The organism is Cyclobacterium sp. 1_MG-2023 (assembly GCF_030546805.1).
Classification (GTDB): Bacteria; Bacteroidota; Bacteroidia; order Cytophagales; family Cyclobacteriaceae; genus Cyclobacterium.
Genome location: NZ_JAUOPC010000004.1, coordinates 130,026 through 151,615 on the forward strand (window position 1 = coordinate 130,026; position 21,590 = coordinate 151,615).

General features: G+C 37.9%; 15 protein-coding genes. 4 read left to right on the top strand and 11 right to left on the bottom strand.

Going from position 1 to position 21,590, the window contains the following annotated elements; genetic code table 11:
• Positions 1 to 38: 38 nt before the first annotated feature.
• The 7 genes from Q4534_RS07255 to proB all read right to left on the bottom strand — a co-directional run bounded on the left by Q4534_RS07255 (position 39) and on the right by proB (position 11,874).
• On the bottom strand, positions 39 to 1,190 hold the full coding sequence (locus tag Q4534_RS07255; RefSeq protein WP_303612499.1) for an efflux RND transporter periplasmic adaptor subunit: 1,152 nt from the start codon (positions 1,188 to 1,190) through the stop codon (positions 39 to 41).
• A 14-nt stretch (positions 1,191 to 1,204) separates the two neighbouring features.
• Complete coding sequence (locus Q4534_RS07260) at positions 1,205 to 5,539, bottom strand: CusA/CzcA family heavy metal efflux RND transporter (RefSeq protein WP_303612500.1); 4,335 nt, start codon at positions 5,537 to 5,539, stop codon at positions 1,205 to 1,207.
• Between the two features lie 236 nt (positions 5,540 to 5,775).
• Positions 5,776 to 7,167 carry a HAMP domain-containing sensor histidine kinase gene (locus tag Q4534_RS07265; RefSeq protein ID WP_303612501.1) on the bottom strand — a complete coding sequence of 464 codons (1,392 nt, stop codon included), beginning with the start codon at positions 7,165 to 7,167 and terminating at the stop codon, positions 5,776 to 5,778.
• The gene (locus Q4534_RS07270) at positions 7,164 to 7,832 is read right to left on the bottom strand and encodes a response regulator transcription factor (RefSeq protein WP_303612502.1); all 669 of its coding nucleotides are present in this window, start codon (positions 7,830 to 7,832) and stop codon (positions 7,164 to 7,166) included. The genes Q4534_RS07265 and Q4534_RS07270 overlap by 4 nt, the downstream gene beginning before the upstream one ends.
• A gap of 402 nt (positions 7,833 to 8,234) precedes the next feature.
• Positions 8,235 to 8,906, bottom strand: coding sequence for a class I SAM-dependent methyltransferase (locus Q4534_RS07275; RefSeq protein ID WP_303612503.1), 672 nt, complete (start codon positions 8,904 to 8,906; stop codon positions 8,235 to 8,237).
• A 602-nt stretch (positions 8,907 to 9,508) separates the two neighbouring features.
• Positions 9,509 to 10,759 (bottom strand): glutamate-5-semialdehyde dehydrogenase, encoded by a 1,251-nt coding sequence (locus tag Q4534_RS07280; protein ID WP_303612504.1) that lies wholly within the window; start codon positions 10,757 to 10,759, stop codon positions 9,509 to 9,511.
• A 29-nt stretch (positions 10,760 to 10,788) separates the two neighbouring features.
• The gene (proB, locus tag Q4534_RS07285) at positions 10,789 to 11,874 is read right to left on the bottom strand and encodes a glutamate 5-kinase (protein ID WP_303612505.1); all 1,086 of its coding nucleotides are present in this window, start codon (positions 11,872 to 11,874) and stop codon (positions 10,789 to 10,791) included.
• Between the two features lie 340 nt (positions 11,875 to 12,214).
• On the opposite strand from proB, the gene Q4534_RS07290 reads away from it, so the two are divergent.
• The 3 genes from Q4534_RS07290 (at position 12,215) to Q4534_RS07300 (ending at position 17,724) form a co-directional block, all read left to right on the top strand.
• Complete coding sequence (locus Q4534_RS07290) at positions 12,215 to 13,573, top strand: sodium:alanine symporter family protein (RefSeq protein WP_303612506.1); 1,359 nt, start codon at positions 12,215 to 12,217, stop codon at positions 13,571 to 13,573.
• Positions 13,570 to 14,676 (top strand): glycerate kinase, encoded by a 1,107-nt coding sequence (locus Q4534_RS07295; RefSeq protein WP_303612507.1) that lies wholly within the window; start codon positions 13,570 to 13,572, stop codon positions 14,674 to 14,676. The genes Q4534_RS07290 and Q4534_RS07295 overlap by 4 nt, the downstream gene beginning before the upstream one ends.
• A 408-nt stretch (positions 14,677 to 15,084) precedes the next feature.
• Positions 15,085 to 17,724 (top strand): histidine kinase N-terminal 7TM domain-containing protein, encoded by a 2,640-nt coding sequence (locus Q4534_RS07300; protein WP_303612508.1) that lies wholly within the window; start codon positions 15,085 to 15,087, stop codon positions 17,722 to 17,724.
• 62 nt (positions 17,725 to 17,786) lie between these two features.
• Here the strand turns inward: Q4534_RS07300 and Q4534_RS07305 are convergent, their stop codons facing one another.
• From Q4534_RS07305 to Q4534_RS07315, 3 genes are all read right to left on the bottom strand, one after another.
• The gene (locus Q4534_RS07305) at positions 17,787 to 18,107 is read right to left on the bottom strand and encodes a 2Fe-2S iron-sulfur cluster-binding protein (protein ID WP_014021243.1); all 321 of its coding nucleotides are present in this window, start codon (positions 18,105 to 18,107) and stop codon (positions 17,787 to 17,789) included.
• 15 nt (positions 18,108 to 18,122) lie between these two features.
• The gene (locus Q4534_RS07310; protein WP_303612509.1) at positions 18,123 to 19,127 is read right to left on the bottom strand and encodes an NAD(P)/FAD-dependent oxidoreductase; all 1,005 of its coding nucleotides are present in this window, start codon (positions 19,125 to 19,127) and stop codon (positions 18,123 to 18,125) included.
• Positions 19,128 to 19,221: 94 nt separating this feature from the next.
• Positions 19,222 to 19,656: a MarR family winged helix-turn-helix transcriptional regulator gene (locus Q4534_RS07315; RefSeq protein ID WP_303612510.1), complete on the bottom strand. Its 435-nt coding sequence runs from the start codon at positions 19,654 to 19,656 to the stop codon at positions 19,222 to 19,224.
• A 168-nt stretch (positions 19,657 to 19,824) separates the two neighbouring features.
• Here Q4534_RS07315 and Q4534_RS07320 point away from each other — a divergent pair, with 168 nt between their 5' ends.
• The gene (locus Q4534_RS07320; protein WP_303612511.1) at positions 19,825 to 20,610 is read left to right on the top strand and encodes an SDR family oxidoreductase; all 786 of its coding nucleotides are present in this window, start codon (positions 19,825 to 19,827) and stop codon (positions 20,608 to 20,610) included.
• On the opposite strand, the gene Q4534_RS07325 is transcribed toward Q4534_RS07320, so the two are convergent.
• Positions 20,605 to 21,585: a c-type cytochrome gene (locus Q4534_RS07325; RefSeq protein WP_303612512.1), complete on the bottom strand. Its 981-nt coding sequence runs from the start codon at positions 21,583 to 21,585 to the stop codon at positions 20,605 to 20,607. The genes Q4534_RS07320 and Q4534_RS07325 overlap by 6 nt on opposite strands.
• Between the last annotated feature and the right edge of the window lie 5 nt (positions 21,586 to 21,590).

Consider the following 21,590-nt stretch of genomic DNA (forward strand, 5'->3'; position numbering starts at 1 on the left):
TGGAAAGTAGCACAATCCTTCCCTAGAGGTGCGAGCAATTATTCTGTAATTAAATTAAATGCTCCCTTTACCAGAAATTGAGCGTTTTCTGAAAAGTCCCCATAATTTAAAATCTCCACATATCCATCATTGCTCAATCCTATTTTCACCTCTCTTTTTCTAAAGGAATAAATATCTTGGGAGAAATTATGGAGTACCAATACATAATATTTTCCATCAATGTCAACCAAAGCTTCTTGAGGAAGAGATAATTTGCTTGTGGAATTTGCATAAATTTCAGCCTCTACATACATGCCTGGATTGAATCTTTGATTAAGTTTCTCATCAGATAAATGGCCATGGATTCCAATGGTTCTATCTTCAGGGTTTACTGTTTTGTTCACCAGATAAACAAATGCTTCATGGCTTTGGCTGTTGTCCTCCTGTGTTTTAAAATGGATGTTTTGGCCTTTACGGATTTTAGAAAGGTCTTTTTCAAATATATTTAATTCGAGGTGCATATGATCTGTGTCTACTATTGAGATGGCTGTTTGAGAAGACTCCAGAAACTGTCCCCTCATCGCATCTACTTGAGTTACGTAGCCACTGATGGGTGAACTGATTTGAATAGTGGTGCGAATATTTTCCAAGGTTAAGGTATTGGGATCGATATTCATTAATGCCAGTTTTTTTGCAAGAGACGCTGCTTTTACCTTTGTAACGGTATAGTCAGATTCAGCTTTCAGGTAGTTTTTTTGTGATGTAACCTTGTCTTGCACAAGGTTTTTCTGTCTTTCATAATCCGATTTAAGGTAGCTAAGCTGTCCTTTTGCCTCCAAGTAATCTTGTTGGATCTGAATAAAATCAGGGTTTTCTAAGGTGAATAGTTTTTGTCCTTTCCTGACTTGTTCACCTGGTAAAAGCCGAATATCTTTAATGGTTCCGGGGAAATAGGAACTTACGGCCGCATTGTTTTCCGGTGGAACATCAAATTTACCTATGGCTTTAATAACCTGATGAAAAGAAGAACTGTCAAAAGTTCCAAGGGCCATTTCGGAAGACTTGAATTGGCTGGCAGTAAGTGTAAAAGCACCCTCCATTGTCGCTTCTGTCACAGGCTCTTCCTGACCAGAAATATCTCCCGGTGATGAGCAGGATAAAAGGAAAAGTAGGAGAGCAAAAATCATATAATTTAGTGCATGACTTTTCATGGTATGGTTATTATTTATTTATAATTCATTAAGTAGTTTGCCTCCAGTACCGTTTCGTTATATTGAAATAGATAACGAAGATAATTGGATTCAATGGTTTTGGAGTTTTCCAAAAATTGGGTGTATTGAAGAAAGTTGATTTCACCGTTCTGGTAAGCTTTATTGGCGTGAAACAGCGTTTCTTCTGATAACTTTTTACCTGTTTCTTCATAATAAATTAACTCTTTCTCAAATTGCCGTAAGTCAGACAGTAAGGCATTGTATTTTGAGCGCAACTGTATTAGGTAATTGTTCCTTGCAGACGCAATTATTTTGGTTTGGGTCTTTGCGGCTTCAATTTTCGACTTTTGGTATCCAAACCACAAGGGTAGGGCTACACCTACATGGAAGCCTGAGTAGGTTTGCCTACCTATTCCGTTGTTCATGCCTTGAAATACCGATAGGTTTAAATCGGGTAGTAATCTTTGCTTCTCAAGCTTATAATTACTGGCCCATAAATTCATGGCATCTGCATAATAATTGATAACAGGATGGCTAGCTGAGTCAAGAGGACTTAAGGGGATTCTTTTAAGATTTTCTTCAACTACCCGGTAATCAGTATCAGATTGTAACCATTGATTCAACTCAATATAAGATCGGTTAATACTCTCCTTTATTTGATTCAGCATTAGGGAAATTTCTTTCCTTTTGGTGTCAGCGGTTAACTTTTCCAAATAATTAGATTCACCTTGATCAAATCTTCTGCCTGCAGCATGCTGAAACTGGGAGTATAAACTATCCAAATAGATGTAATTTTTCAACATTTCCTGCCAGTAAATAATTTCGTAATAGGACTTGGAGACTTCTTTGGTAATGAGGTATTGATCCATCTGGAATTGATCCTTAACCAATTGTGATTTGTCTTGCATTACCTTCTTTTGCGCACCATAGATGGTTGGGAATTGCAGATATTGCTGAATGCCCCAGACATTGAGAGGAAGGTTGTTTGGGGCCAAATTATTTTGGTCTTTGCTATAAAATAATTCTGTTTTATCGATATCTATGGCACTTCCTATCAACTGTTCACTTTGATCGATTCTTTGCTGGGATGCTTTCAAACCTAAGTTATTTTCTAAGGCAATCTCTACAGCCTTTTCTAGTTCAATTTCACGCTCTTGTGCTTGACTAATGATAGGTAATGATAATATTAATAGAACAGGGAAGGCTATTTTAAGTAGTTTGGACTTTGGTAAAGGTCTTTCCTTATCGAAAATGGCGTATAATATTGGCAATACAATTAATGTGAGAATGGTTGAGGTAATCAAGCCTCCAACGACAACGGTGGCAAGTGGTCTTTGAACCTCGGCTCCGGCTGCAGTAGAAATAGCCATGGGTAAAAACCCCAATGCATCGGTAGCAGCCGTTAACAAGACAGGTCTTAACCTGCTTTTTGTTCCCAAAAGAATACGCCGATTAATGTCGTTTACCCCTTTTGCTTTTAATGCTTTAAATTCTTCGATTAATATAATGCCGTTTAACACAGCGATGCCGAAAAGGGCAATGAAGCCCACACCTGCAGAAATGCTAAAAGGCAAGTCACGAATATACAGTAAGGCTACACCTCCCACGGTAGCCATTGGAATGGCACTGTAAATAAGCAAGGCTTCTTTTACTGATTTAAAGGCGAAATAGAGCAAAATGAAAATAAGAAGCAGCGCTATTGGGACGGCAACCAATAATCTATCTTTTGCCGTTTTCAAATTTTCAAATTGTCCGCCATAATCAATCGTATAACCCACAGGAAGGTCGATTTTATTTTGGATAATTTCTTGCACATCAACCACAACGGATTCAAGGTCTCTATTCCTTACATTAACCCCGACTACGATCCTTCTTTTGGTATTGTCTCTAGATATTTGAGCAGGACCTTTTGTGTAGGTAATCTCAGCAAATTCTCTTAATGGCAATTGACTGCCATTTGGCAATTGGATAGAGGCCGTTTCAATATTGTCTATGTCTTTGCGGTGCTTTTCATCATACCTGATAACCAAATCAAATTTCTTTTCGCCTTCAAAAATTGTCCCTGCCGATTTTCCGGCAAAGCCCATGGTGAGTATATTGTTTAAATCGGCTACATTTAAGCCATATTTTGCAATCTTTTGCCGATCATACTTTACCGACATTTGTGGCAGGCCTGCTATTTTCTCTACGGAGATGTCCACCGCACCCTCAACATTTTGAATGGCTTTCCCTACCTCTAGACCTTTTTCATACAAGATATCTAAATCTTCCCCGAAAATTTTGATGGCCAAATCTGCCCGAACACCTGTGATAAGTTCATTGAAACGCATCTCTATGGGTTGGGTAAATTCATAATCCACACCCGGTATCTCAGAAAGCGCCTCTTTAAATTTATTGGCCAAATCATCTTTGCTTTCGGCTGTAACCCATTCATCTCTTGGGATCAATTTAATAATGATATCACTTTCCTCCATTGACATGGGATCAGTGGGAACTTCTGCGGCACCTATTCTACTCACCACCTGATCCACCTCAGGAAACTCTTGGATTATTTTCTCCATCCTTGTTATGATTTCAATGGTATTGGATAAGGAGGTTCCTGTTTTGAGTACAGGTTGAATGACAAAATCACCTTCATCAAGGGTAGGTATAAATTCACCTCCCATCTGAGAAAATAAGATCCCCGCCGAAACCATCAAAGCAACAGCCATTCCGATAACAATTTTCTTTTTCCTTAAAGCCCAGATTATGGCAGGTCTGTACCTGTTTTCTAGAAAAGCAATCAAACCCGAGGATATGTTTTTCTTGTTAGGGTCCGAGGGCCTGATAAAAAGGGAGGCCATTACCGGTACATAGGTAAAACAAAAAATGATCGCTCCAATCAACGCAAAACAAAACACCAAAGCCATAGGGCGAAACATTTTGCCTTCCACACCTACCAAGGATAGTATGGGAATAAATACAATGATGATAATAAGTTGTCCAAAAATAGCTGAATGCATCATTTTAGAGGCCCCGGAATAGGTAATCTTATCGATCAATCCTTGTCTTTCGTTTTTGGGTAAGTGTAAAAGCTTTGAACGCTCCGCAGTGATTGTATAAGCAATAAATTCTACAATGATTACCGCCCCATCTATTATGATTCCAAAGTCAATGGCCCCAAGACTCATCAAATTGGCATCTACTCCGAAGATATTCATAAGTGACAAGGCGAATAACAAGCACATAGGAATAACAGATGCCACAACCAGGCCGGATCTGAGATTGCCCAACAAGAGAACTACCACAAAAATCACAATCAAACAGCCAAGGATAAGGTTTTCTGCGATGGTATAAGTTGTTTTGCCTATTAGCTCACTTCTTTCTAAAAAAGGATTGATGCTAATGCCAGGTGGGAGGGCTGGGGATATTTCATTTACCCTTTCTTTTACAGCGTTGATAACTTCTTTGGAATCAGCTCCTTTCAACATCATTACTTGCCCCAGCACTTTTTCTCCTTCACCATTGCCTGTAATTGCTCCAAAACGGGTTGCTTTTCCAAAACCTACGGTAGCCACATCTCTGATAAAAATAGGAGTACCATTTCTATTTTCTATCACTATATTTTCAATGTCTTCTATAGAACTTGCCAGTCCTTCCCCTCTTACAAAATAAGCCTGATTGGTTTTTTCAATATAACCACCCCCTGCTATGCTGTTGTTTTTCTCCAGCACCTCAAATGTTTGTGCCACAGTAAGGTTGAGACTCCTGAGTTTTTCCGGATTAATTGCTACTTCATACTGTTTCAAATAGCCTCCCCAAGTATTGACCTCAATAACACCGGGAATTCCGGAGAGTTGGCGTTTGATAATCCAATCTTGTATGGTTCTTATTTCCGTTAAAGAATATTGATCTTTATAAGCAGAATCTACTTCAACAACATATTGATATATTTCCCCTAGACCTGATGAAATTGGTCCCATAAAAGGCTGACCAAAACCTGCAGGGATTTTTTCTTCTGCTGCTTTGATTTTTTCAGCAATAAGTTGTCGGGGTAGATAAGTGCCTATTTCATCATCAAATACCACCGTCACTACTGAAAGGCCAAATTTAGACACCGAACGGATTTCTTTCACATTGGGTAAATTGGCCATCTCCAATTCTATTGGGTAGGTTAAAAACTTCTCAACATCTTCCGTTGCAAGGTTTCTAGAGGTGGTGATCACTTGAACCTGGTTGTTGGTGATGTCCGGAACCGCACCAATTGGAATTTCAGATAGAGAATAAGTGCCGGAGGCAATTACAGCTGCTGAAAAAAGAAGTACGATCAATTTATGTCGTATGCTGTACTGAATAATTCGCTCTAACATTGTGACAAAGAATTATAATGAATGCCTAAAGATAAAAAGTCAATACCATGTCTTTTCTCAATCTTTTCTTAAGATTAGCTTAAAATATTGCGCTAGGGTACGTCCCATGCAATTTGATTCCTAAAAACCGACAATATCAAGAGGAAAAGTACCTGTAATGCGCGGTTGGCAGGTTAAATTTTCACTAATATGGTGCAATTATATATTTATTATTCAAGCACCAAGTCCTATTCAAACTAAGCCTGTATGATTGCCGAAGGAAATAATAGAAGAATGGTAGTTCCCTTACCTTTTTTGCTAAGAATAGAAATTTTCACCTGATATAAATCACATAGTTTTTTCACAATGGAAAGGCCTAGACCAGCACCATTTATTCTTCCCAACGCATGACTTTCTCCTCGAAAAAACGGCTGATAAATGTTTTTTAATTCTTCTTCAGATATTCCAATGCCTTGATCATTGATCTCTAAGCATATGCCTTGCTTTTCTTGTGTTAAAACCAAGCTTATTTCTTGATTGTCAAGGGAATATTTTAAGGCATTCTGAATTAGGTTTTCAATGATGATAGAAACAGATTTTTCATTGGCTTTTATAAAGCCCTTATTTTCAAGTTTTTCTTTTAATGTTATGCTTCGTGCCGGATTATGTTTTTGGGTGGAGTCAATGATGTCTTCCACTAGAAATTTTAAATCAACTTCTTCATTTTTATGGATTCCTTTTTGGAATCTTGCCAATGTCAACAATTGATCTAAAATAGCATTTAGCTTATCAATGATAAGAATTCCATCTTTAATCTTAGAAATGTATTCTTCCTGAGTTCTAGGTTTCCTTATCAAAACCTCAAAATTCCCTTTTAATACCGCCAAGGGTGTCCTAAGCTCATGAGAAGCATCTGAAGTAAACTGTTTCTCCCTTAAAACTCCTTCTTCCACCCTTTCCAATAGATGATTGATAGAAACTGATAGACTGTTAATTTCATCCTTATACTTGAGGGTTGGCAGCCTTTCATTAAGGTTGTCCTTAGTGATAATTTCTGCTTTCCTAGTAATATCAATTATGGGTTGAATACTTTTGGAAGCAAGCCACCTTAAGGTTAGAAAAAGGAATAGTAAAACAAATGGGTAAAGTAGAAATAAAACTGTTTTGAGGTTGTTAAGTAGGGATTTGGAATCTTCAAATGATGTGGCGAGCAAAAGGTATCCGGTCAATTCTCCTTCGGTCAATAATTCGACCTGCATTTGCCGTACTTCTTGTCCATTTAAGGTTAGGTTAAATCCTTGATTAACCGAAGCGGTACCGGGTTTAAAATAGAGGCTGTTGCTTCCCAAATTAGGAGACTTGTCCATGGGGTGTCCATGCTTATCAACGATTTCTATAAAAATAGGATTGAAATTTATCTCTTTGTGTTCCTCTTCCTCCCATTCTCCTTTGTGAGCAAATTTTATTTGACCATCCTCTATTTTAATTTGATTGACATGTTTATTGGTTTCATTTTCAAGGTTGTTGTCAATATTTTCCAAAACGGTAGATCTGACTACTTGGTAAATAAGTAAAAAGGACATCAACACCATTAAGGCAGATGCCATGGTTAACTTAAATGAAAGCCTGTTTTTATATGTTCTTTTCATTCCTCTCTAGCCATATAACCTACACCTCTGATCGTTTGAATGTAATTGTTGTCTTTTGTTAAGCCCAGTTTTTTTCTGAGGGAATTAATGAATACATCAATTACTCCTGTATCATAATCAAAGTGTATGTCCCAAACACTCTCAATGATTCTACTTCTCCTGCAAACTTTGTTTTTATGGCGGATGAGGTATTCCAGAAGTGCAAATTCTTTTTGGGTCAATACCACCTCTTTCCCATTGACTTCTACCCGGTGGTTTTCAGTAAATAAACCTATGGGGCCTAAATTTAATGACAATTGATCCTCAGATTGAGATCTAAATTGAACCCTTATTCGGGCCAATAATTCTTCAAAATTAAAAGGTTTACGGATATAGTCGTTCGCTCCGGTTTGTAATGCAAAAATGGCTTCGTCTGAGGTGTCTTTTGCTGTAAGAAAAAGGATTGGTGTACTAGGGAATTCCTTTCTAAACCGTCTTGTAATTTCTATCCCACTCATGCCCGGTAACATCCAGTCCACTAAAAGGATATCGTAATATCCTTCCAGAGCCATTTCTAAACCTTCTTTGCCATTCTCGGCAATATCCACAGCATAGGCCTCTTCTTCCAGTCCTTGTTTCAAAAAGCCTGAAATTCCCGGTTCGTCTTCAATTATTAAAATCCTCATCCTAATATGCTTTTAAGAATCCACATGCCGGTTTTTAGTCCTCCCATTCTTGGAGGATGCACCAAGGGTTCTTATAAAGCAAATTAACAGTTTCTTTCTTAAGATTTGCTTAAAGGATTATTAATGTAGTCTAAAATAAAAAAAAGACTAGGTAATTTCCGAAGTTTTACCTGCAGCAATAAATGAATTCTATTGGGTTTCTAATTAATTTGCTCGTCCCTATATATTCAAATTAATATCACCATTTTAAATTCCTAGACCATTGACTGACCTGTCTAAAAACGCTGCAGCTGTCGTGTAAAGAGGTTTAGATTCAATGGTTTAAAAGCTTCATTCGGAGAGGAAAGGATTTAAATTAAGTTATCGTAGCTTTATTTGTTTTCAAAAAAAACCAAGGATCCATTAATCTTTAAAATTATGAACAACAAAAGACTTGGTCATACCCATAAATCTTTCTCTGGTAAGTTTACTGAGAGGAAACAATTCTTTCATATCTTTTTTTGACAGTAAAAGAATTTCATCAAGGTATTGCCGAGCCTCTTTCGTAGACCATTTTTTTAACCTGCTGAATTTGGTTTTGGTCAGGATAAAAAACCTGATGTTTTTTGGAATAAACTGAAAATAAGGCAATAAATAGTGGGGCTCTATGAAAAAATATTTATTGGGGGTTTGAACATAATGGTACCTTCCCACCCTTACTATTTCCTCTGCCATTTTTTTTTGTTGCGTTTTGTTGTAAAGGTGCTCAATTACTGAATTAGAAAATACAATATCAAAGGAGTTGTTTTTAAAGGCAGATAAATTTGTTCCATCACCCTTGATGATTTCAAAGTTTGTATAATTTGATTTTCCGGCCTGAAGATTTAAAATGGTAATGTGTATGCCTGGAACATTGGCCAAGCCCGCATTTATCCAGAAGCCTTCGTAACCTCCGACATCCAGTATATTAATGGGTTTTTTTAATTGTTGTATTTGATTCTTGAATAATGCCATTCGCTTTTGGCGAAAATTATTCCCTAAAGAGTTTTGTACCGAGGAATCGCTAAATGCCCAAGATTTGAAATTTTTGATCATAGATTTTAATTATTAAAACGCAACCGTTTTAATAAATTTGGTTATATGGGGTTTTCCGAATTAAAGTGTTTAAGGCCAATAATAAATTGAATTTAAACGCTTATCATCAGCCTAAGTGGCTTCCTTATTTTTTATGGTTATGTTAAGTGTATCTAAAAGCCCGAAAACCGGCTTCTTTTTTTAACTTTCTACTTAAGTCTCAAAATTAAGGCCATTTATTCTTTTTTAAGAAATAACTAAAAAGTTTTTGATGAAATGAAGGCTCAAGTCATATCATTTCCCCAAACTGTTTTGATTTTTCTATAATAGATGTTGATAAATTATAGAACATGAAACCTTTAAATTTATTGCAAATTCAATTTGCTCGTCAGTATGTTAAGAAATATTTAATTTGGAAAAGTTAGAGGTGTACCCCTAATATCCTAAAATAGAGCAGTGTTTAATAATTTTCTTTAATATAAATGCTAAAAAATAAGATTAAAATGTACCGTTATTTTTTATAAAAAAAATGAGAATTGGATAGTGTTGAATTATTTTCAACACTATCCAATTCCCGTTCATTGATTTCTTGCTATTCTAATATCAAAAGTTCCTCCAAGGATTTAATTTCTAACCTGGCCTGTACCTTTGATGATCCATTTATAGGAGGTCATTTCCTCCAGAGCCATGGGGCCCCTGGCATGTAACTTTTGGGTACTTATGCCAATTTCTGCCCCAAGGCCAAATTGAGCTCCATCAGTAAAAGCAGTGGAAGCATTCGCATAAACTGCTGCTGCATCAACAGCTTTTAAAAAGAGATTGATGGTCTTTTCGTCCTCAGCAATGATGGCTTCACTGTGTTTACTGCTATACTTGGCGATGTGTTCTAAAGCTTCGTTGGTGTCAGAGACTATTTTTAGAGACATTTTCATGGAAAGAAATTCTGTGCCAAAGTGCTCTTGTTCTGCTTGATACAAAAGGTTTTCAGGATATTTCCCTTCCAATTCTTTGTAGGCTTGAGGGTCTGCATAAATGGTCACCTCTTTTTTTGCCAATGGTAAGGTCATTGCCTCCAAGTCACTTATGCGACTTTGGTTTACCAATAAGCAATCGAGGGCATTGCATACACTAACTCTCCTAGTTTTTGCATTGCAAATGATTTCGGCACCTTTTTCAAGATTGGCTGACTGGTCAAAATAGGTATGTACTATACCTGCTCCTGTCTCTATCACAGGTACTTTGGAATGCTCTCTTACATAGTCAATAAGCCCCTGACTTCCTCGTGGGATGATCATGTCGACAAAACCAACAGCTTGTAATAAAGATTTTGTAGCTTCCCTTCCCGCCGGAAGAAGGCTGACGATATCCGTAGAGACCTTATTTTTTTTAAGTACTTTATGAATAACATCTACTATGCATGAATTGGATGCAAAGGCATCCGATCCCCCTTTGAGAACAAGGGCATTTCCCGTTTTCAGACACAGACTGAAAACATCGAAAGTAACATTGGGCCTGGATTCATAAATAATGCCAATGACACCAATAGGAACCCTGATCTTTTTAAGTTCCAGGCCATTGTCCAAGGTTTTTTCTGATATTATTTCTCCAAGTGGAGAATCCAGTTTGGCTACATTGATAAGATCACTGGCTATTTCTTCTAACCTTTCCTCCGTTAATTTTAGCCTATCATATTTTGGGTCTTTTGGATTCATGCGGTCTAAATCCTCCTGGTTGGCATCCAAAATTTCCGGAGTGTATTTGATGGCTGCCATTGCCAAATCATCTAATATCTTATTTATTTTATCTTCTGATAGCAAGGAAAGGTCTCTGCTTGCGGCCAGTGTTTTTACAAATAAGTCTTCCTGATTGTTCATAAGAAATGTCTTTTATACCGGAATAGGTATTAATTTAAGTCAGAAATGTAAAGGTAATCATAATGTACCAATGGTTTTTGTCCGCTAAGACCAATTTTCTCATTGGCGGTAATGGCATTGTACTCAGCCTTACCCAAGCCAAGTCTTATGCCTGAGGGATCAACAATGCGTATAATGTCCCCTTTCAAGAAATCTCCTTTTATTTTTGAGATCCCAACGGGTAACAAACTTGTGATTTTGTCGGACAATAGAGCCGTTTTAGCACCTTCATTGATGGTAACTTCTCCTTTGGAATAGTTGTCACTATGGGCGATCCATTTTTTATGGTTGTCCTTAATTTTTCCGGGCTCAAAGTAAGTACATTTGAGTGTTTTATTAAAATAGGCAATTAATACATCGTCCTTTTTACCATTGGCTATCAGTACCTCAATACCCAAGTTGGCGGACTTTTTTGCCATGGTCATTTTTGTAAGCATTCCCCCTCTTCCGAAAGAAGATTTGTGGGTGGAGATATATTGACTCAAATCAGGCATTTTCTGGCCTACATGCGTGATTAGCTCAGCGGAAGGGTCTGTAGGATGTCCTTTATAGATGCCGTCAACATTGGTTAGCAAAAGCAGGCTATCGGCATCTACCATGGCCGCCACCAACCCCGCCAATTCATCATTATCTGTGAACATCAATTCCGTAATGGCAACGGCGTCATTTTCATTTATTACCGGCACCACATGATTTTTTAACAAACCATCCAAACAGTTTTTCATGTTGAGGTAATGAGCCCGATCTCTGAAATCTTCCTTTGTCACCATAAGTTGAGCAATGGGGTGACCTTGCTTAGAAAAGAGTTCTTTATACTGCCTGATGAGTTCTATTTGCCCATATGCTGCCCAAACCTGCTTCTTAGAAATTGCATCTGTTTTAGGCATTAAGGGAAGGGATTTTCTTCCAAAGGCCACAGCACCCGAAGTAACCAAAATCACTTTCAAGCCCTTTTTCAAAAGGAAGGCCATTTGATCTACTAAACCCGCCATGCGATTGAGGTCGGGACTCCCATCTTCCATGGTTAGTACATTGGAACCTATCTTGATGACAACAGTATTACTTTTACGGCTCATTTTCATTTGAAATGGTAGAATGAATGCAAAATTAGAAAGATTCATTAAATAGTCTAGCTAACAAAATTCATTTATTCAGCTATGGTATGTCTTTTTAGCCCAAATTATATTTTATATTCTAACCCTAAATGATAAAGCATTGCTTTAAGTGATAGAATATCAGTAGGTTTGCTGTTGTTTGCTTGAGGTTCTATTTATTTTAATGAAAGATTATATCCTGCTCGTGTGGATGCAAATGCCTCTAAGAGATATAATATTACCCTCCCTTTTCTGGTTTAGATTATTATTGATTACTTTGTACAGTTGAAGGCAATTGTTTCAAGAAAAAATTATATCACGTTTGGGAGAGTATATCATAGCATTTAGTAATTGGATTTGGGGAACCCCTTTATTGCTACTATTGACAGGGGGCGGATTTTTTATGTTGGTTTATTCAGGTTTTATACCTTTTAGAGGGTTAAAACACGCCATGAAAGTGGTAGGTGGAAAATATGATGACCCCAACGCCTCCGGAGATATTACCTCTTTACAAGCTTTGTCCTCGGCCATTGCAGCCACTGTGGGCTTAGGAAATATCAGTGGAGTAGCCCTGGCAATAGGCACGGGAGGGCCGGGCGCTATTTTCTGGATGTGGATTTCTGCCTTCGTAGGAATGGCTACCAAGTTTTTCACTTGTACACTTGCCATCATGTATAGGGGTAAGGATTCATCAGGACATATTCAGGGAGGGCCCATGTATGTAATCGAAGAAGGGATGGGAAAAAAATGGCGATTTCTAGCTGTGATTTTTTGTGTTGCCGGCATCATGGGGCTACTTGCAGTTTTTCAAGCCAATCAGCTGACGGAAGTATTGCGAGTGGTCATGCTTAGGCCATGGGGATTGGATTACGGTCAATCTACCCGATGGATCATTGGTATTACGATGATGATATTAGTGGCAATTGTTATATTGGGGGGTATACAAAGGATAGCAAAAGTGGCTTCGCGACTTGTTCCATTTATGGTTACCATGTATTTCTTGGGGGTATTTGTGATTTTATATAAAAATTTAGGAGCCGTTCCTGATATGTTATGGCATATAATTGAAGATGCTTTTTCCGGAAAAGCCGTACTAGGAGGGGCCGTAGGTCAGGTTATTATTACCGGAGCAAGGAGGGCTGCATTTTCAAATGAGGCCGGCATAGGTACGGCACCTATGGTGCACGGTGCTTCCAGAACCAACGAACCGGTTCGAGAGGGGCTGATTGCCATGTTGGGTCCTTTTATAGATACAATTGTGGTTTGTACCTTGACCGCTTTGGTGATAATGGTAACAGGTGTTTGGTCATCCGGGGAACAAGACGGTGTCTTACTAACTCTGTCGGCTTTTGAAAAAGGTTTGCCGGGTATTGGCAAATATATATTATTGGTGGCAGTATTGGTATTTGCGCTCTCTACCATGTTCACCTATTCCTATTATGGACACAAGTGTTTTAACTACCTATTTGGTGCGGATAAGGCTGATTATTACAATTATTTTTATTTGATTACCATTGTGGTAGGTGCGGTGACCTCCTTAAAAGTGGTCATGAGTTTTGTGGATGGTTTATATGCCATTATGGCTTTCCCGACCATGCTTTCCGCGATTTATCTTTCTCCAAAAGTTATCGCAGCGACAAAAGATTATTTTAAAAGGATGAAAATATTGGACAAGCAATGAACTGGTTGATCGCACCTAACGCCTTTAAAGGAAGTCTGGAAGCTGATGAGGCTTCAGAGATAATTCGTGACCTGATCCAGCGTAGGAACGAAGATGACAATATAGTCACAGCTCCTATTGCAGATGGTGGTGACGGAACTTGTTATCTCCTGAATCAACATTTGGGTTTGGCTAAGCATTATACAGAAGTCAGTGATCCCATTGGGAGACCTATTCAGGGATTTTATGGCTACGAGTCGGCTACCGATTCTGCTTATCTTGATGTTTCCACAGTCTCAGGGATCAAGTGGTTGAAGCCAAATGAGTTGGACCCCTGGAAATGTAGTACCTATGGTACCGGGGAATTAATTCGAGAGGCCCTAGAAAAAGGCGTAAAAAATATCGTTTTGGGCTTGGGGGGAAGTGCCACGGTAGATATGGGAACAGGGATCTTGGCTGCCTTAGGAGTCCAGTTTCTAGACAAGAGAAGTGACGAATTGGCACTTTTTAGTCCTGATTTTTTAGCTAAAATAGAAGCTATACAAATCAAAGAAAAACTTCCTGACCTGTCATTTACATGCCTTTGTGATGTTAGCAATCCTTTCTTAGGTGATCGAGGCGCTATTCCGGTTTTTGGTCCTCAAAAAGGCTTAAGAAACGAAGATCAACCGAAGTTTGTGGAGGCAGCTAAAAAAGTTTACCAGCTTTTTGAAAAAGCAAAAGGAAGTGAAATTCAAGACCAAGCTTGTTTTGGTGCAGCCGGAGGTATAGCGCTTGGCTTAAGTTCTTTTTTTCCTACAAAGATGGCACAAGGAGCTCATTTCTTCTTTGATAAAATTGAAATGTCTCAAAAGATTGCAGGAGCAGATGTGGTTATTACCGGAGAAGGTAGATATGACAACCAGTCTGCCGATGGTAAAGGAAGTTATGAATTGCTTCAACTTGCCCGTACCCAAGGGAAAAAAGTGTGGTTGATTACTTCCGGAAATGAAGCAGATGAGGCAGGATTTGATGAGGTAATTAAGTTGGCAGATTTGGATTTTAATCTTCCCAATATTCATGAAAGGGCAGCAAAAAATTTGATATTATCGTTGGGGAATAAGCTGGGTGAAAAAGGTTTTTAGGAAGAATGTTTTTTTATGTAATCAATTATATGAAAAGGCTTTTTTAATATTTGAAGGCCAGAATTTGATTTGTGAAAAATATTATTTGATAATTTTTTATTTAATATTAAATAGTGCAGCATTGAATGCTATATTTAAGGGAAGATATAGCCTACAATCGAGGGGCTGATCTAACCGTAAATTTTTGATTTTGTATGAATTATCGAAAAATCCTTTATTTTTATAAATAATACCAAAGTTTTCAAAAGAATGTTTATGGTATTTAAGTAAATAATATAAAAGATATAGCTGAAATAGTTATGATTTCATTTTATAAATTCATTTAATTCAACACAGAAAGTTGGGCTTAAAATGTAAATTATGGCTAGAAAAGTTTATATTTCATAATTGTAATGCGTTTTTTTTAATATGCTATCATCGTTGAATTTGAATACTTTATTGGTTTTGTTAGTGGTGGTAGCCATTGCTCCGGTCATACTTATATTTTTTTTAAAAAAGGAAGTTCATGGCAAAGCAGCTTCTTATTTTTCAGGTTTAATGGTTGCCTGTTTTGTTTATAGCATTTCAAATGTTTTTGAACTTTCAATGACAAGTGTTTTCAGTAAGTTATTGATGCTGAAATCAATGTATATTGGGGCTGTGTCTTTTGCGCCATTGGTATTGTTATTTACACTGATATATACTGAGCGAGAAAAGTGGATTACATCCAGGAGACTATTTTTATTGTTTGTCGTTCCAATTTTTAATCTCTTATTGGTATGGACCAACGATTATCACACTTATTTTTATAGCTCATTTGAACTTGTAAATAGAGGTGAAATTATGATGATGGTAACAGGCAAAGGTTTTGGTTATTGGCTCCATCAATCTTATACTTTGTTTTTATTGTTTGTCAGTCTTTATCTTTTATTGATAAGAATCAGGGAAGTGCCCCCTGTGGATTATAAGCAGATTTTTATGGTGATTTTAGGGCTTTGTTTCCCATTTTTGGTTTATATATTGTATTTAACTATCCAAGGCCCCATACTTATCGATTTCATTACCTTTAGTTTTCTTGGTACAGGAGCATTTTTTTACTTGGGTTTGACGCGTTACAATCTATTTAAAATTGCCCCCATTGCTTATAGAACCCTATTTGACAATATGCAGGAGGGAGTATTGGTTTCTGATACATCAGGAGGTTTAATCACCCTAAACCTTGCTGCTGCCAATATGCTGGAGCTGAAAACCATCAATCAAAAATTAGCGCTAAAAGTCATAGAAAAAGGCTGGCCTGAAATTAATGAACTTCTTACCTGTTCTGAAGAATACAGAATGATAGAGTTTTCATGTAAAAAGAATGAAATTTTAAATTGGTATTTGGTTTCAAAATCTTCAATTAAGGGACAGAATAGACAGGTAGTAGGGAGCATAATATTGGTGCGTGATATTACTCAAGAGAAACTCTTTCAGTTTGAAATACAAAGATCACGGGAAGAGGCGGAAGAAGCGAATCGTGCTAAAAGTGAATTTTTAGCCAATATGAGTCACGAGATAAGAACTCCATTGAATGGAGTGATAGGTTTTACCGAGCTATTGTCCAATACAAAATTAAATGGGCAACAAATAAAATATGCCAATACCGCCTTAAATTCTGCCAATGCTTTACTTGATCTTATAAATGATATTCTTGATCTGGCAAAAATTGAATCGGGAAAATCTGATACAAATATTCATCAGCTTGATCTTTATGAGTTTTTAGAAACCATCTTAGATGTTTTAAGTTTTCAGGCACACAAAAAAGGGTTGGAATTAATTCTTGATTTAGATCCCCGAATTGGAAATCTTGTGGAAGCCGATGAATTGAAATTGAAGCAGGTGCTGATCAATTTATTAAACAATGCCTTGAAGTTTACAAATAAAGGGCAAGTGATATTGAAACTGACCCTGCTGGATTCACCTAAAGAGGATAGCAAAGATAAGCTAAGGATTCGATTTTCTGTAAAGGATAGTGGCATTGGAATTCCTAAAGAAAAGCAAGAATTAATCTTTGAGGCCTTCTCTCAGGCAGATTCCTCAACTACAAAAAAGTTTGGCGGAACGGGTTTAGGATTAACCATATCCAATAAACTACTTAAATTATTGGACAGTTCGATTCAATTGGAGAGCGAATTGGGTAAGGGAAGTGAATTTTTCTTTGACTTGGATCTAATAGCTGATGACACAAATGGTGTTAGAGAGGATTTGAGTGAACTAGGAGAGGTATTGGTAGTAGATGCCAATGAAATCTCAGGAAATGTTATCAAATCCTATTGTGAAACCTTTGGTATAAAAGTAACCCATACCCCGGTTATTACTGATGGGTTCTCTGCCCTAGAGAAAAACCCAAATATAGGTCTGGTGATTTTTAATAACTCCATCTTGGGAAGCAATAGTGTTTGGACCATGCAAAAAATGATGGATGTGGTAGGGCAAAGAACATCAAAAGTGAATTTTATCGCAGCTGTGGAAAGCATAGAGCAAGAAATGGTTGTGAAAAATTACAATTCCATCGGCTGTGAGGATATTCTTTATAAGCCTGTCACTCCAAATAAATTAAAAAATCTATTAAATAGCCTGTTGAAAAACAACAAAGAGCGTTCCTCTGTAAACCCCAAGGAAAATGGGAAAGCTTTAGTTTCAAGTGTTGAGGAGCCTTTTCGCCTATTAATTGCGGAAGACAATTCAGTGAACCGAATGTTAGTAAAAATTTATATGCAGAAGATGGACCCCAATGCCATCATAATTGAAGCTGATGACGGAGAGGAAGCTTTGGGAATTATCCGAGAAAACTCAAATCTTGATTTGATAATTACTGACATCAATATGCCAAAGCTAGATGGTTATGAATTGCTTAAGGCCGTAAAGGCTTTACCTGGCACTAGCCACATTCCTATAGTTGGCTTTACCGCAAATGCCTTTAAAGATGAAATCAATGAAACAAAGAATGCAGCATTTGATGGGTTTCTTACTAAGCCGGTGGTACAGGAGAAATTCCAAAAAACAATCAGCAAGTGGCTAAAAAAATAATTACGCAGAAACAACAGGGATAAAAAAAGGAGCTGATACCAAGTATCAACTCCTCACATTATTTAATTGTCTTCTCCTCTGAGCTTGATAACAGCTCCTTCCAATTCATCACTAATTCTTACCTGACATGCCAGTCGGCTGGTAGGGTAATATTCAGGAAGGGCTTCCAATTGGTCCAATTCTACATCGGTAGCATCGCCTAGGCCATCCTTACCTTCTAATACTTCAACATGACAGGTAGCACAAAGGGCCATTCCCCCACATGTTGCCAAAACCGGATATTCGGATGCTTTTAATATTTCCATTAAACTCAAGCCCATATCATCCGGGGCTTCAATAGGCTGGCGATTGCCAGCGTGATCTTCTACTGTAAATGTAACCATTTTGCAAAAGTACGATTAAAATGTATTTACACCATTAACGGTAGTATATTTAAAGCTTAATTTTTGATCAGGGTACACAAACTTAAATGCAGAATGCATCATTATCGCAGCTTCATGAAACCCACAGAGGATCAATTTCAATTTACCGGGATAAGTGTTGATATCTCCAATAGCATATATCCTGTCCACACCGGTAGAATAATCCCTGGTATCCACTTCAATTGCATTTTTGTCTATGGTTAATCCCCAATCGGCAATTGGTCCCAGTTTAGGGCTTAAGCCAAATAATGGGATCAGGTAATCTGTTTCAATCTGAAATTTAGACTTGCTTTTATCTTCCAAGTATACCGTGTCCAAATGTCCATTACCTCCTAGCTTTTTAAGATTAGTAGATAGGATAAGGTCGATCTTACCCTCATTGGCCAGATCAAAAACTTTTGATGCGGAATCAGGAGCACCTCTAAAAGTTTCATTTCTATGTACTAGGGTAACCTTCTCAGCAACGTCAGACAAGTAAATGGCCCAATCAAGTGCAGAATCTCCACCACCGGCCAAAATAACCTTTTTATCTCTGAATTGCTCAGGGTTCTTTACCATATAGGTAACGCCTTTTCCTTCAAACTCGGCAAGGTTTTCCAAAGCTGGTTTCCTTGGCTCGAAACAGCCTAATCCTCCGGCAATGATGATTACCTGAGCATGAACCTGAGTTTTGTCATTTGTGGTGACAACATAGGAGCCGTCAGTTTGCTTGCTTAAATGGTCAACACGCTCTCCTAAAGAAAAAGTAGGTTTAAAAGGTTTGATTTGCTCCATTAAATTGTCTACCAGTTCCTGGGCTTTTACCTCAGGATATCCAGGTATGTCATAAATAGGCTTTTGTGGATAGATCTCCGAAAGTTGTCCTCCTACTTGCGGCAAGGCATCTATCAGATGACAACGCATCTTTAATAAACCTGCTTCAAAGACAGCAAATAAGCCAACCGGGCCTGCTCCAATTATGCAAATGTCAGTAGTAATCATCTTTTAGTCGATTTTTATGTGTTAACCTCTTTAAAAGTCAATAGTTTGTACAAATATAGTTAGTATAACAACTAATGTTAAGTAACTGTTATAATTATTCTGCTAGATTATTGTAAATCGTGTTTAGTATTCGCTTAAATTCTTGAAAATCTTTCTCATCGAGATTTTCCCAAGCCTTTTGCCTGATGTTTGCAATTTGAGGTTTTAGGTCTTTTACCTTGTCTTTCCCCTCTTGCGTGAGATGCAATTGATAGCTTCTCCTGTCTTCAGGATGCTGTACCCTTTCCAGATAACCTTTCTTACAAAGAATATCTACTATTCTTGTTAAGGTAGGGTGATCTTTAAAAACCAAATGGGCCAACTCTGTTTGGCTAAGGCGCTCATTCTCATTTAAATTCTTTAAGACCAGCCATTGGTCCACCGTAATGTCAAATTCTTTTAATTTGAACTTTTGCTGTGCGTATTGCTTGACCTTCCTTGCGGTCCTGTCCAGCAAAAATGAATACCTACTAAACTGCTCGTATGTCATGCCAATAATTAGTACGACAAATATAATTAATATTTTAAATACAATCCCAACAAACCCTATAAAAAAGATAGGAATTGTTGAATAATAAATAATTTCTTAAAAATTAAGCTGATTTGGCTCGTCAATTTTATAATTTTATACGCAAGACAATTTCTAAATACAACCAACATGAACATAGATTTAAAAGGATATCGAGCAGTAGTAGGGGGGGCAACCAGTGGGCTTGGACTGGCAACAGCCCAACAATTGGCAAAATGTGGGGCCTCAGTAACCTTAATAGCTAGAAATAAAGAAAAATTAGCGGAGACGGTTCGATCCTTGGACAATAGTGCAAACCAAGATCATCAAAGTTTGGCCGTTGATTTTTTAGATTTCGAATCCTTTAAAGCGGAAACTGAAAAATTTTTTACCGGAAAGAAAGTTGATATTTTGGTTAACAATACCAATGGACCGGAAGCCGGTTCTGTCCTTCAAAAAACTACTGAGAATTACCAACAAGCATTTGATCTGCTTTTCAAAACCTACCATCACTTGAGCCATCTGTTGTTGGGAGCGATGCAGGAAAGAGGTTTCGGAAGAATCTTGAATGTTTCCTCAGTAACAGTGAAGGAACCCATCCCAAACCTTATTCTGTCCAATACCATGCGTACCGCGGTAGTGAGTTGGGCCAAATCTTTATCAAGGGAAGTAGCGCCTTTCGGTGTAACTGTGAATACCATACTCACCGGTTCTTTTGAAACGGAAAGGATTGAATCGATTATCAAAAACCAATCAAAGGAATCAGGGGTGGATTTTGAAAAATTGCTACAGCAGAAAAAAGAGGCTATTCCTGCCAAAAGATTTGGCCAACCTGAAGAGTACGGTTATCTCGTGGCCTTTTTGGCTTCACCTTATGCGGCATATATTAACGGGGCAAGCATTCCAATCGATGGAGCAGCTTTGAATTGCTTATAAGCTTTCTGCTTGTTTGAACCGAACTACAGCATTTTCTACCGGTTTCAGGGTTTGCAGGTAACTGTAAATGGCTTCTAAATCCTCAGTTGTAATGTCGGCATACATGCTCCAAGGCATTATTGTCTGCGGTTCTCCTGCTTGAACTTTCTTGAGTTTGCTCCTGTCTTTATATTGCTTAAATCTTTCGATAAATTGCTCTTTGCTCCAATTTCCTAGCCCCGTGGGATGGGGGGTAAGGTTGGAGCTCGTTAATAGATTGCCCCCGGGCATGGTAAATACTCTTCCGCCTGCAAGGTATTCACCGGTAAATTCTCCGTTTTCAAATTGGGTATGGCAATCATTACACGCAGCTGCATTTACAAGGTATTTGCCATAGGCAATTACATCAGAGGCAGGAGGTTTGGTTGAAAATTCGGCTTTTTGTGGGATGGTGCGCATGATTAAGCTAAATGGGAAATCTGCCTCAGATGCGGGTTGGATTTTGTCAATAGCTTGTAAAGATCTTATATAGGCGATTACGGCCAAGATGTCCTCTTTGTCCATTTTACCATAATTGGCGTAAGGCATGATAGGAAAAATGGGGTTTCCATCTTTTTTTACACCGGTTGTTATTAGCCGAAAGAGTTCACCGTCTGAATAGGATTTGAGGTTGAAAGGAGTAATGTTGGGTGAAATAAATCTACCCGGGAATCCCAAATCATGATCGAAAATCTCTCCTCCGGCACCCTCTGTACCCGGGACCGGGGGACCACTATATAAGCTAAAATCTCTTTTGGAGTGACAGTCAATACAAAGCATCACATGATTTGCAAGGTATTTGCCTCGTTTCAGTGTTTCTGAGCTGTTGGTTAGTTTTATGCTTTCCGGAGGATTTCCTACATCAGGCAAAACCATTTGTATGTAGACAATAGCACCAATAATAAACACAAAGAGGAATGAAAATATTATGAGCCCGTACTTTAAATATCGATTCATATCAG

Excerpts from the sequence above, each read along its gene's own strand:
- Q4534_RS07280 (WP_303612504.1), bottom strand. The coding sequence starts at position 10,759 with ATGAACAATCAGGAAGACTTATTTGTAAAAACACTGGCCGCAAGCAGA.
- Q4534_RS07320 (WP_303612511.1), top strand. The coding sequence starts at position 19,825 with ATGAACATAGATTTAAAAGGATATCGAGCAGTAGTAGGGGGGGCAACC.
- Q4534_RS07260 (WP_303612500.1), bottom strand. The coding sequence starts at position 5,539 with ATGTTAGAGCGAATTATTCAGTACAGCATACGACATAAATTGATCGTA.
- Q4534_RS07295 (WP_303612507.1), top strand. The coding sequence starts at position 13,570 with ATGAACTGGTTGATCGCACCTAACGCCTTTAAAGGAAGTCTGGAAGCT.
- Q4534_RS07255 (WP_303612499.1), bottom strand. The coding sequence starts at position 1,190 with ATGAAAAGTCATGCACTAAATTATATGATTTTTGCTCTCCTACTTTTC.
- Q4534_RS07275 (WP_303612503.1), bottom strand. The coding sequence starts at position 8,906 with ATGATCAAAAATTTCAAATCTTGGGCATTTAGCGATTCCTCGGTACAA.
- Q4534_RS07310 (WP_303612509.1), bottom strand. The coding sequence starts at position 19,127 with ATGATTACTACTGACATTTGCATAATTGGAGCAGGCCCGGTTGGCTTA.
- proB (WP_303612505.1), bottom strand. The coding sequence starts at position 11,874 with ATGAGCCGTAAAAGTAATACTGTTGTCATCAAGATAGGTTCCAATGTA.
- Q4534_RS07305 (WP_014021243.1), bottom strand. The coding sequence starts at position 18,107 with ATGGTTACATTTACAGTAGAAGATCACGCTGGCAATCGCCAGCCTATT.
- Q4534_RS07270 (WP_303612502.1), bottom strand. The coding sequence starts at position 7,832 with ATGAGGATTTTAATAATTGAAGACGAACCGGGAATTTCAGGCTTTTTG.
- Q4534_RS07315 (WP_303612510.1), bottom strand. The coding sequence starts at position 19,656 with ATGACATACGAGCAGTTTAGTAGGTATTCATTTTTGCTGGACAGGACC.
- Q4534_RS07325 (WP_303612512.1), bottom strand. The coding sequence starts at position 21,585 with ATGAATCGATATTTAAAGTACGGGCTCATAATATTTTCATTCCTCTTT.
- Q4534_RS07300 (WP_303612508.1), top strand. The coding sequence starts at position 15,085 with ATGCTATCATCGTTGAATTTGAATACTTTATTGGTTTTGTTAGTGGTG.
- Q4534_RS07265 (WP_303612501.1), bottom strand. The coding sequence starts at position 7,167 with ATGAAAAGAACATATAAAAACAGGCTTTCATTTAAGTTAACCATGGCA.